The 11,196-nt window shown below is 70.9% G+C and carries 12 protein-coding genes and 1 pseudogene; 8 read left to right on the top strand and 5 right to left on the bottom strand.

Annotated features, from left to right (window positions below):
• Positions 1 to 164: 164 nt before the first annotated feature.
• The 4 genes from O7632_RS00955 to O7632_RS00940 form a co-directional block, all read right to left on the bottom strand.
• Complete coding sequence (locus O7632_RS00955; RefSeq protein ID WP_278110600.1) at positions 165 to 2,720, bottom strand: SpoIIE family protein phosphatase; 2,556 nt, start codon at positions 2,718 to 2,720, stop codon at positions 165 to 167.
• Between the two features lie 75 nt (positions 2,721 to 2,795).
• The gene (locus tag O7632_RS00950; protein ID WP_278110598.1) at positions 2,796 to 3,026 is read right to left on the bottom strand and encodes a hypothetical protein; all 231 of its coding nucleotides are present in this window, start codon (positions 3,024 to 3,026) and stop codon (positions 2,796 to 2,798) included.
• Between the two features lie 16 nt (positions 3,027 to 3,042).
• A complete protein-coding gene (locus O7632_RS00945) occupies positions 3,043 to 3,234 on the bottom strand; it encodes a phosphatidylethanolamine-binding protein (protein WP_278110597.1) in 192 nt (63 codons plus the stop codon).
• Positions 3,235 to 3,280: 46 nt separating this feature from the next.
• Positions 3,281 to 3,718: a DUF1622 domain-containing protein gene (locus tag O7632_RS00940; RefSeq protein WP_278110595.1), complete on the bottom strand. Its 438-nt coding sequence runs from the start codon at positions 3,716 to 3,718 to the stop codon at positions 3,281 to 3,283.
• A gap of 172 nt (positions 3,719 to 3,890) precedes the next feature.
• On the opposite strand from O7632_RS00940, the gene O7632_RS00935 reads away from it, so the two are divergent.
• Genes O7632_RS00935 through O7632_RS00915 form a run of 5 tightly spaced genes read left to right on the top strand, consistent with a single transcriptional unit; the run spans position 3,891 to position 7,573 of the window.
• Positions 3,891 to 4,550 carry a DUF4178 domain-containing protein gene (locus tag O7632_RS00935; RefSeq protein ID WP_278110594.1) on the top strand — a complete coding sequence of 220 codons (660 nt, stop codon included), beginning with the start codon at positions 3,891 to 3,893 and terminating at the stop codon, positions 4,548 to 4,550.
• A 1-nt stretch (position 4,551) separates the two neighbouring features.
• Positions 4,552 to 5,055: a DUF2617 family protein gene (locus tag O7632_RS00930; protein WP_278110592.1), complete on the top strand. Its 504-nt coding sequence runs from the start codon at positions 4,552 to 4,554 to the stop codon at positions 5,053 to 5,055.
• A 26-nt stretch (positions 5,056 to 5,081) separates the two neighbouring features.
• Positions 5,082 to 5,477: a DUF4247 domain-containing protein gene (locus tag O7632_RS00925; RefSeq protein WP_278110590.1), complete on the top strand. Its 396-nt coding sequence runs from the start codon at positions 5,082 to 5,084 to the stop codon at positions 5,475 to 5,477.
• 24 nt (positions 5,478 to 5,501) lie between these two features.
• On the top strand, positions 5,502 to 5,927 hold the full coding sequence (locus tag O7632_RS00920) for a DUF350 domain-containing protein (protein ID WP_278110588.1): 426 nt from the start codon (positions 5,502 to 5,504) through the stop codon (positions 5,925 to 5,927).
• A complete protein-coding gene (locus O7632_RS00915; protein ID WP_278110587.1) occupies positions 5,927 to 7,573 on the top strand; it encodes a polyamine aminopropyltransferase in 1,647 nt (548 codons plus the stop codon). Before O7632_RS00920 ends, O7632_RS00915 begins: the two co-directional genes overlap by 1 nt.
• Positions 7,574 to 7,621: 48 nt before the next feature.
• Here the strand turns inward: O7632_RS00915 and O7632_RS00910 are convergent.
• Positions 7,622 to 7,819 (bottom strand): annotated as a pseudogene (locus O7632_RS00910) (ATP-binding cassette domain-containing protein); the annotation flags it as partial.
• A gap of 186 nt (positions 7,820 to 8,005) precedes the next feature.
• Between O7632_RS00910 and O7632_RS00905 the strand changes: the two are divergent.
• From O7632_RS00905 to O7632_RS00895, 3 genes are all read left to right on the top strand, one after another.
• Positions 8,006 to 9,424 (top strand): hypothetical protein, encoded by a 1,419-nt coding sequence (locus O7632_RS00905; protein WP_278110585.1) that lies wholly within the window; start codon positions 8,006 to 8,008, stop codon positions 9,422 to 9,424.
• A gap of 236 nt (positions 9,425 to 9,660) precedes the next feature.
• Positions 9,661 to 10,656, top strand: a complete 996-nt coding sequence (locus O7632_RS00900; RefSeq protein ID WP_278119749.1) for a serine/threonine-protein kinase — start codon at positions 9,661 to 9,663, stop codon at positions 10,654 to 10,656.
• Positions 10,657 to 10,742: 86 nt separating this feature from the next.
• Positions 10,743 to 11,036, top strand: a complete 294-nt coding sequence (locus O7632_RS00895) for an amphi-Trp domain-containing protein (RefSeq protein ID WP_278110583.1) — start codon at positions 10,743 to 10,745, stop codon at positions 11,034 to 11,036.
• Positions 11,037 to 11,196: the final 160 nt, after the last annotated feature.

Genomic DNA, 11,196 nt, shown 5'->3' with positions numbered 1-11,196 from the left:
CACCGTGGCGGTGATCATGCGGTCTGGTGGCGGTGGGTGAGCTGGCCTCGCGCGTCCCTTCTGGCCCGGAAAGCGTTTGCCGAACTGGATCGATCCGGCGTTTCGCGCACCGCAGCGGCCGTCCATGTTCTCGGCCGTCCCGCTGTGGGGTGTCCCCGGCCGGTTCACCGTCCGGGCAGGGTGATGGTGACGCGGGTACCCGCCTCGCTGAGATCCAGCACCGCCCGTCGGGACAACCGGTTGATCAGGTCCAGTCCCCGGCCCCGGTCGCCGTCGCCGTACGAATGCCCCCGCCACGCACCCCGATCGGTGACCTCGACCCGTACCTGTTGTCGATCGAGCAGCACCACCTGCAGCGCGACCGGGCCGGCCGGCCGACCGTGGTAGGCGTGCTCCAGCGCGTTGATCAACGCCTCGTTGCAGGTGGCGAGGAGCGCGTCGGTCTGGTCGGCGGACATCTCGTGCCCGGCCGACCATCTCCGCAGCGCCTGGCGGGTTGCCGCCAGATCCGCCGGCGACGACAAGGTAGCCCGCAGCACCGTCGCCTGTTCTCCATCGGTCGGCAGCCCGCCCAGGCGTACACAGACCACCACGATGTCGTCGGTGATCGCCTGGCCGGCGGTCATGTCCGTGAGCAACCGGTCGCACCATTGCTGCGGCTCGTCACCGGGTAGACCGGCGGCGATCGTGCTCAGCCGACCCAGCCCGGTGTCGATCACTTGGTCCCGGCGCTCGATCAGGCCGTCGGAGTACCACACCAACAGCGCGCCGTCCGGAACGCGCAGCTGTGCCTGCCGGCGCGTCCAGGGAACGAGCCGTAACGGTAGGGACCGGGCGCCGGTCAGGTAAGTGGCGACGCCGTCGGCGACCAGCAGCGGCGGTGGATGTCCCGCGCAGGCGTAGGTCAACAGCCGGTCGGTCGGGCTGTACTCGGCGTAGCCGACGGTGGTGTAGTCGGCCCCGGCGATCGTGCCGCAGGCCGTGTCCAGCGCCTCCAACACCTCGACTGGTGCGGCCCCGGTCCGCGCCACCGACCGTAACGTCTGCTGCAGCCGGCCCATGGTGATTGCCGCCGACAGGCCGTGGCCGACCACGTCCCCGACAGCGATAGCGACCCGGTTTCCGGGCAGTTCGAACACGTCGTACCAGTCACCGCCGACGTCGCGGCCCCGTTCCGCCGGCTGGTAGCAGACGCCGGCGGTCACCCCGGGGAGGTCGTCGGAGATGTCCGGCAGCAGCGACCGCTGCAGTTCGTGGGCCGCCGCGTGCTCGGCCTCGTACAGTTGCGCGCGTTCCACCGCCTGCCCGGCGAGTTCGGCCAGGGTCTGCGCGATGGACGCCACCTCCGGGGAGATCGCGTCGTCGTGGTGGAACGCGAACGCCAAGGCACCCAGGCAGCGGTCGCCAGCCCGGATCGGCAGCACCAGCAGACTCCGGATGCCGGGCTCGGCCTGGGTCGCGGCCAACTCCGGATAACGGGCGGTCAACGCGGCCAGCGACGGGAGCCGGATCGGCCGGGCCGTCCGTACGGCGTCCACGATCGGCACCCGGCCGCCCGCGTCGAGCGGGAGTTCGGCGAAGCGATCGGCGACCTTCTCCGGTACGGCGTCCGTCGTCCAGGTCCGCAGGCGTCGACCGCCGCCGTCGGTCAACGCCACCGCGCCGTGGTCGGCGACCAGACTGACGCCCTGCTCGACCAGGACCCGGACCACCTGATCGGAGGTGGCGGCGGTGGCCAGCCCGGCGGTCACGTCCTGCAGCGCCTGCAGTCGTCGGCGGGCGGCCACCTCCCGGCGGGACTCGGCCTGCGCCCGGTCGCGTTGCGCGACCGCGACCGACAGTGCCCACGCGCCGAGCACCACGACGGCCAGATAGACCTGCAGGGTGGCCGCCTCCAGCCGGGGCTGGCTGGCCAGCCCGGACCACGGTCCACGGCCGGCGGCGCTGAGCAGGTTGGCGAAGAAGGCCATCACGAAGCCGGAGGCGCCGACGGTCGCCACCCGCCCGCGGAACCCGACCGCGAGCAGCACCGGCACCGGCAGGTAGGCCAGCGGAACCTCCCGGGGCCAGAACCCGACGACGGTCAGCGCGGCGGTGGTGCCCAGCGCGGCCACCCCACGCAGGGCTCGGCCGAGCCGGAACCGGCCGCGTGCCGAGTCGAGGCCGACCAGCGCCGCGCCGAGCGTCAGCACGGCCAGACCGTCGCCGGCCCAGAACCGTCCGAACGCCGCCCACCAGCCGGCCTCCATCGACAGCACGCTGGTCGAGGCGCCGATCACCGCGCCGAACAGCGGTCCCGCGCCGACCGCGCAGCCGAGGAACGCGACCGCGTCGCGGTAGCGGGTCAGATCGATCCGGTCTGGCCGGAAGTGCCGCAGCAGGGTGGCGCCGACCAACGGTTCGGCGACGTTGGTCAGCACGAATCCGGCGGCGGCCATCGGGTCGAGCCCTTGCCAGAGGTTAATCCCGAATTCGACCGTGCCGGCCGCGCCCAGCACCCAGACCCAGTGCCTGCGCCGGACCAGGATCAGCGCGCCGAGCGTCACCCCGGCGGGTGGGAAGAAGACCGCCCCGACCGCCGAGGCGTGGAACAGCAGCCAGGCGCAGCCGGAACCGATCGCGTACGCGGCCCCGACGGTGAGCGCGATCCACAGCGGGGCCAACGTTCGCCAGATCCGGCCGGGCCGGTGCGTCCGCGCCGGGCGGGCCACTGTTGTCACCGTCCCAGCTTTTCACGCCGCTCCAGACCTGCCGGATCCACAGTGCAGGTGTCGGGCGACATCGTGGGCGGGGTGTCAGTCCTGTCGGCGCCGCCAGTCGGTCTCCGTACTCTCCAGGGACTGTTGCTCGGCGAGGCGGATGTCGCGGATCGCCTGACGTTGCGGCCGGGCATGCACGTTTCCGAGGATCACTCCGGTGACCGTGACGACGGCCAGGACCGCGAGCGCGACGAGCGCCGGCATCGCGGCGGCCACCGGTAGCAGCGCGACCAGCAGCAGCGCGGGCGCGACCGCCGGCGTCGCCACTCACTCCGGCCGACGGTTACCGCTCACCCTTGGGCCCCAGACCACGCTCGGTACGCAGGACACCTTCGCGACCGCGTTCGGTCTGCAGGATCTCGTTGGCTCGTTCGTCGGCCCCCGCGTCGTTGGCCTGCCCGGAGTTCTCCAGCTCCTTGCGTAGCCGGGCACGCTGTGTGTCGTATCCCTTGCTGCCTGGACGTTTGCCTGACATGACGCCTCCCGACGGTGACGCTCGCCTGACTCCTGGTCGCCGTCGACTACCCGTGAACAGCCGGATCATCCCCGCCGGGGCGCGGCTGACCGGTCCCTTCTAGTCGGGACTCGGTCGTCCGGCCTGCTGGCTGGCGCTGCGCCCGGGAGTCCTGCCAGGGCCAGCGACCGGTAAGTTCGACTTCGAGTGAAAAGCTCAAAAAGGTACGTACGGCAACAATGAGCGCTAGCACCCCAACACTGCTGAAGGTAGGTGAAATGGCGACGGTGCGGATGATGTCCCCGGCGACGAGGAACTCCAGACCGAGCAGGACCGCGCGGCCGAGGCCCTGCCGATAACGGCGGTAGGCCATAGTCGGATTGTGTTTACGAAATGTGCCGGACAAGAAGCGGACGGTACCGACGACGGCTCCGATCAAGATGATTCCCACGCCGGCCGTGTCGATTGCTGTCCCGACCGTCCTGATCGTCGGCTCGAAGTCCATTTCTCATCCCAACACTCGATGACAGCGCGGATACCCGGACCCGCGTCAATGACACATCGAGTCAGTCGCGCATCGTGGTCAATCGATTACCCAAAAGCCTCCCATGGGTCGACGTGCACGTCCTTGCTACGGTCTTCGACCAGTGCGAGGAAACGAGGAATGGGGGGCGGCGATGAACGGGACCATGGCCTACCTGGTCACCGGACTCGGATGCGTGATCGCGGTCGCCGGGACAGTGACGGTGCTGATCGTCGTGTGGCGTACGCGGGTGCGTTCCAGCGCGACGAAGTCGTCCGGGCGAGGACCGGTGGACCCGTTCCACAGCGGGGACACCGACGCGCTGCGCGGCGATCCACGCCGGCTCGCTCCCGGTGACATCGTGGAAATCCGAGGCCAGTCGTACGCCGTACGGGGCAGTCTGCACTTCGCCGAAGGCAGCTGGACCTGGAGCGAGCACTTCCTCGACGACGCCCGGGGCGCCAAGGTGTGGCTGTCCGTCGAATCCGACCCGGACCTCGAAGTCGTGCTCTGGACCGAGGCCGCGCCCGACCCGGGCCTGCGCCCCGGAGCGCCCTCGATCGACCACGCCGGTCGGCGCTACCGGCTCGACGAATCCGGCCAGGCCCGGTTCACCAGTGTCGGCGCGACCGGGCTCGCGCCCAGCGGGACGGTGCGCTACCACGACTACACCGCACCCGACAACGCCCGGCTGTCCTTCGAGGGGTACGGCGACTCGCCGCGGTGGGAGGTCGGACTCGGTGAGGTCCTGCACCGGGCCGAGCTGATGATCTATCCCAGCGGTGGTCAGCCGTCGACCGGACGGACCGCTTGACATGCTGGTCACGCTCGACGCACCGTACGCCGACACCACCGCCGCCGATCTCAGCTTCGCGCTGGGTCTGCCCGAACAGCCCGCGCTGCACGTTCTCCAAATACCGCTGCCACCGGCTCGGCCGGCCGGGCTGCGGCTGCGGCTACTCGGCGCGTCACACCAGGTGGTGTTCTCCGGTCCCGCCGGTGACCTGATCGAAACCGTGGCCTGCCTGCCCGGTCCGCGCCGGGATCTGCCGCCGCGCGTCGACGACGGCGCCGGCTACCGCTTCGCCGCCCGGATCCGCGTCCTCGACGCGGCCGAACTCACCCGCGAGGTCGCCGACCTGCGGGACCGCCTCGCCGACGATCCACACGGCTTGGTCGGCGTCTTCGCCGGCAGCCCGGACGCGGTGACCGCCCTGTACGCCCGGTTCGGCGAGGACGCGGTGACCTGGCGAACCTGGCACGCCTATCCCCAGACCGCCGAACTCGTCGAGACCGAAACGGTGGTGACGATCTCGTGACTTCCCGTAAATGGATCATCGGAGGCGTGCTGACCGCCCTGGTCGGCGTCGTCGTCTCCTGCTCCGGCCTGGCGTTCGGGACGTTCTCCCCACGGAGCTACGTCGAACGCACCTACACCCGTTCGGTCGTCGACGACATCGGCTCCGACGCCAAGGGCTTTCGGTCCGACCGCGCGCCCCGGCAGGTGATGCAGGAACTCACCCGTACGTTCCGGCCCGACGACCAGCACACCCAGGCGGACCGCTACTACCTGCGGTACGGCGACGATTCGGTGGTGATCCTGCCGTACGCGTTGGGGACGCTGATCCTCGTCGAACGGATGACGACGGCCTACCCCCGGTACCGGTCCACAGTCGGCAACTCCTGGAGCTGGACCCGTGGCAGCACCACCCGCGGCGGCGGTCCCGGCACCGGCAAGTGATCCCTTAACCATCTGGAGCCCCTCATGCTGCGTACACTCTTCGTCGATTTGCTGCTCACCCTCGCCTACGGCGGCGTCGGCCTGGTCCTGATGGCCATCGGCTACGTACTGGTCGACGTGATCACTCCGGGCCGGCTGCGGGACCAGATCTGGGTCGACCGCAACCGCAACGCCACCGTGGTGCTGGCCTCCAACCTCCTCGCGGTCGGCACCATCGTGGTCGCCGCGATCGCCGCCGGAGAGAACGACTTCGTCGTCGGCCTGCTCGGCACCAGCGCGTACGGCCTCCTCGGTCTGGCCGTGATGGCGCTGTCGTTCGTGCTGCTCGACGCCGTCACCCCCGGCAAGCTCGGCGACATCCTGGTCGACGCCGAGGCGCACCCCGCCGTCTGGGTCACCGCCGTGATCCACCTCGCCACCGGGGCCATCGTCGCGGCGGCGATCAGCTGATGTCGAGCGTCGTGGCCGCCGTACCGGGCGGTCCCGACCCTGCCGGCCACGGCGACACCGGTCCCGGTCATCCCGGTCCGGCGGCTCGTGCCGGCCTGTTCGGCCGCCTGGCGCGGCCCGCCGTCCTCGCGGCGGTCTTCGTCTGCGCCGCCTGCGGCCTGGTGTACGAACTCGCGTTGGTCGCCCTCGGCAGCTACCTGATCGGTGACACCGTCGGGCAGGCGTCGATCGTGCTCGGGGTGATGGTCTTCGCCATGGGCGTCGGCGCGCTGGCCGCCAAGCCGCTGCAGGGGCACGCCGTCGCCGCGTTCGCCGCGGTGGAACTCACCCTGGCCCTGCTCGGCGGGCTGTCGGTGTTCGGGCTGTACGCCGCGTTCGCCTGGCTGAACCTGTACGTTCCCGCGTTGGTGGCGACCGCCTTCGTTCTCGGTTTGCTGATCGGGGCGGAGATCCCGCTGCTGATGGTCCTGCTGCAGCGAATTCGCAAACAGGCGGCCGGCAGCGCGGTCGCCGACCTGTTCGCCGCCGACTACGTCGGCGCGCTGCTCGGCGCGTTGGCGTTCCCGCTACTGCTGATCCCGATGTTCGGTCAACTGCGCGGCGCTCTGGTGGTCGGCCTGGTCAACGCCCTGGCTGGCATCCTGCTCGTCGCCACCGTGTTCCGCCGCGATCTGACCGCCCGTGGCCGGGTGGCGGTCAGCGTGGCCACCGTAGGAGTCGGTGTCCTGCTCGGTGGCGCGTTCCTGATCGCCGAGGACTTCGAGGTGACCACCCGCCAGCAGCTCTACCGCGATCCGGTGGTGCACGCCGAACGCAGCCGCTACCAGGAAATCGTGCTGACCCGGTCGCTGTCGGCGGTCTCCGAACGACCCGATCTGCGCCTCTACCTCGACGGCGACCTGCAGTTCAGCTCGGTCGACGAATACCGCTACCACGAGGCGCTGGTCCATCCGGCGCTGGCCGGCCCGCGCGGCCGGGTACTGGTGCTCGGCGGCGGTGACGGGATGGCACTGCGGGAGGTGCTGCGTTACCCGGACGTGGCGTCGGTGACGCTCGTCGAACTGGATCCGGCGGTGGTGGCGCTGGCGCGTACCGACCCGGACATCCGGGCGCTCAACGGTGGATCCTTCGACGACCCTCGGGTACGGCTGGTGCACACCGACGCCTTCACCTGGTTGCGGACCGCCGGGGACCGCTTCGACGCGGTCATCGTCGACCTGCCCGATCCGGACCAGACGGCCACCGCCAAGCTGTACTCGGTGGAGTTCTACGCGCTGATCCGCAACGTCCTCGCCCCGCAGGCACGGCTGGTGGTGCAGGCCGGGTCGCCGTACTTCGCCCCGCGCGCGTTTTGGAGCATCGAGGCGTCGATCCTGCGGGCCGGATACGTCGGTACGCCGTACCACGTCGACGTGCCGTCCTTCGGCGACTGGGGATTCGTGCTCGCGGCCTCGACCGCCGACGCGGCCCGCGCGCCGACGCTGACCCTGCCGGGTGACGCGCCGACGCTGCGTTTCCTCGGCCAGCGGGTGCTGCGGGCCGCCGAGGTCTTCCCGCCGGACCGGGACCGGATGCCGGTCGAGGCGTCGACGCTGCTGCAGCCCCGGGTGTTGGAATACAGCCGGGAGGCATGGCGGGGCTACTGAGCCGACGCCGGGGTGTCGTCCGGCAGGTATCCGCTGGCCTGCAGGGGCGTCGAGCGCGGCGGAGGGCTCGTCGCAGACCAGCAGCCGGGCGACCCGGTAGAGGCTGCGGGCGGCGACCAGCCGCTGCCACTGGCCACCGGACAGGTCGTGACCGTTCTTGAACTCGCGGTCGAGCAGGGTGTCGTAGCCGTACGGCAGGTCGAGGATCATGTCGTGGGCGGCGGCGGCCCGCGCCGCGTCCTCCATGCTCGGCCCGGCCCAGTTCGCCGGCCTGCTGTACCGGCCGACGAGGATGTTCTGCCCACAGGGCACGTCGATGTCACCCGGAGCCGGTAGGGTGTGGATCCCAGCCGCCGCGATGGGCCACTTTGGACGGTTGCTGCTGGCATCCACCAGACCGCTGATCCCGGTCCTCGACATGGGGGTTCCACCTTGCGCGCAATCCGCGTCGCTGGCGCCAGTGCCAGCGCCGTCGCACTGCTGACTGCCCTCGCAGCCAGTCCGAGTCCCGCCCACGCCGAGCCGGCCATCGCGTCGGCCACCACATCGGCCACCACGTCGGCCAACGCCGCTCCGACGGGTGCGGTCGGCACGTTCAACTCCGTCGGGCCGGCGCGGCTGCTCGACACCCGTATCGGACTCGGTGCCCCGGCCGGCGCGGTCACCGACAACCAGGTGACCAACGTGCAGGTCGCCGGGCTGCATGCCGTACCGGCCACTGGTGTGTCCGCGGTCGTGCTCAACGTCACCGTCACCGCGCCGACCGCAGCCGGGCACCTGACGGTCTTCCCGACCGGCGGGTCCCAGCCCGCGACCTCCAACCTGAACTTCACCGCCGGCAAGACCATCGCCAACTCCGTGACCGTGCCGGTCGGCACCGGCGGCCGGGTATCCATCCTGCACCGAGGCGGCAGCACCCAGGTCATCGCCGACGTGACCGGCTACTACATCTCCGCCGCCGAGGCCGTGACCGGCAGCGAGTACTACCCGTTCGAACCTCTCCGGATCCTGGACACCCGTGATCCCAGCTTCGGCGGTCGACTCGAAGGCGGTCACGTCGTCACCATCCCGATCGACTTCGGTGACTTCTACAACCCGGCCGCCCGAGCCGTCGTCGTCAACGTGACCGCCGTCAGCCCGCTGGCGAACGGGCACCTGACCACCTGGAACGGCATCGGTGACGTGCCGACCGCGTCGACGCTCAACTTCACCGCCGGCCGGACCGTGCCCAACCTGGCGATCGTGCCGGTCGCTCGCTGCCCGGTGCACTACCCCTGCCCCGAGCTGCCGTCGATCGCGATCCACAACGGGTCCGCCATGGGTACGCACGTCGTGGTCGACCTCGTCGGTGCCTTCGACGTCAGCTTCGACGGCTACGGGATGCGGTTCCGTCCGGTGACCCCCACCCGGATCACCGACACCCGGATCGGCCTCGGTGCCCCCGGCGCGCTCGGCCCGGCGGCCACGGCGACGATCACCAGCCCCGGCACGGTCGGTACACAGAACACGTGGGTCCTGTCGGCGAACGTCACCGCGGTGAACCCGACCGCCAACACCCACCTCACCATCTGGCCGCAGATGCCCGGAGTCGGGCAGCCGCTCGCCAGCACCCTCAACCCGTACGCGGGGGAGACCGTGCCGAACGCCGCGCTCGCCTGGATCGGACCAGACTTCCGATTCAACATCTACAACCACGCGGGCTCCACCCACGTGATCGTCGACGTCTCCGGCACCTTCGAACACCTCTACGACGCACCAGCCCGCGCTGACGCCGACGTGGCGGACACCGTGCGGGCCGCCATGAAGCGCGTCGTGACCCCGCAGCCGGCGTTCACCAGCCCGGTGGGCTGACTGTCCGTTTCGCTCACGCCGACCGGCCGGTGCCGGCATCGAACCCGCCAGGGCCGGTGCCGGCACCGGCCGGTCACCACTCCGGGCGACCCGGCCCGGGTCACCACCCGGCGGCGTTTCCCTCTCCTGATCAAGGGGTACGGATGAAGCTGGTGGTCTCCGACCACCGGGACGACGAGAAGAGGGAAGCGGCGACGAACGTCGTCGATCCGTGCAACGGCGGCGTGGGGAAGGTCATGCGGACGTTGGGTGGCCGGTACCGCCTTGACCTGCTGGTCGGCGTGGGCGGCATGTCACAGGTGTGGCAGGCGCACGACGAAGTGCTCGACCGGCCCGTGGCGGTCAAGATGATCGCGGCCGACCGCGCCGACCGCGCCGACCGCGAGACGCTGCTGGAAAAGGTCCGGTGGGAGGCCAGGGCGGCGGCACGGTTGGCCCACCCCAACGTCGCCAGCGTCCACGACTTCGGCCTGGCCGACGGCCCGAACGGGGAACCGGGCCCGTACATCGTGATGGAACTGGTCCAAGGCTTGACACTCTCCGCGCACCTGGCGACCGGAGCGCTCGACTGGCGGATAGCGGTCCGGATCTGCGCCGAGGTCAGCGCCGCGCTCGCCGCCGCCCACGCCCAAGGAATCGTGCACCGCGACATCAAGCCGGCCAACGTCGTGCTCACGCCGTCCGGGGCCAAGGTACTCGACTTCGGCATCGCCAAGGCGGCCGGCTGGGCGGAGACCGATCCCGACGGCAGCCTGCAAGGTACGCCGGCGTTCGTCGCACCCGAGCGGTGGGACGGTGGCGCGGCCACCCCGGCCAGCGACAGCTACGCGACCGGCGTGCTGCTCTACCTCTGCCTGGCGGGCCGGCTGCCGTGGCCGCTGAAACCCGGCATGCGACGGCCGCCCCGGCACATCGCGCCAGAACCACTGCCGCCGATCGACGGACTGCCCGCCGACGTGGTCGACCTGTGCCTCCGCTCGATGGCCCGGGATCCCCGGCTGCGGCCGAGCAGCGTGGCCGCCGCCCTGCTCTGGGCCGACGCGGTGGACGCCCAGGTGTACGTGCCGATCGCCGACCTGACCGTACCGCGTCCCCGGCCGGCTCCGGCACCTCCGTGGGGGAAGCGGGCCAGGGTGTCTCGATGGGACGCCCAGGCCGCGGACGCCGCCACCGACGTGGCCACCGACGTCGCCGACGGCCCGCAGGGCTGGTCACGCTCGTCGTCAGCCTGATTCGCGTCGACCCCTGTCCCGCTTTCCGCCGGCTCCGTACCCACCCGGCCCGCAGTCAGTCGTGAGTGGAATGTAAGGATGGCGACGTGGACATCTACGAAGACACCCGGACCGTTTCCCGAGCCGATCTGGCCGCGTGGCTGCGCCAGCTGGCCAGTCAGCTGGACGACAACGGACAGGTCTTCTACGGAGCAGGCGGCGCGATCTCCGTCGCCGACCAGGTGCGGTGCGAGTTGGAGATCGAACAGGAGGACACCGACGAGTTCGCGATCGAGATCGAGTTCTCTTGGACGAACCCGAAGCAGGCCGCCGGACCGGCCAGCCAGGCGGACCAGCCCGTCGACACCGACGCGGCGGCGGACGACGTCACCGCGGAGTAGTCCGGTCTGGCTTGCGCGGCGGGGCCCGACCGGGGCACCGCCGCGCGCCCGGACCGTCGGCCGCCTCACGCGCCTGCGGCTGCGGCTGGCAGCCAGGCGGCTTCCGGCTCTCCGCCGGGGGTACGGTGCCGGAGCAGACGAGCTCTGGGGCGATACCACT

It is taken from the genome of Solwaraspora sp. WMMD406 (genome assembly GCF_029626025.1).
Classification (GTDB): Bacteria; Actinomycetota; Actinomycetes; order Mycobacteriales; family Micromonosporaceae; genus Micromonospora_E.
The sequence above is the reverse complement of the archived record's forward strand: the minus strand, read 5'-3'. Positions and strand labels throughout refer to the sequence as shown.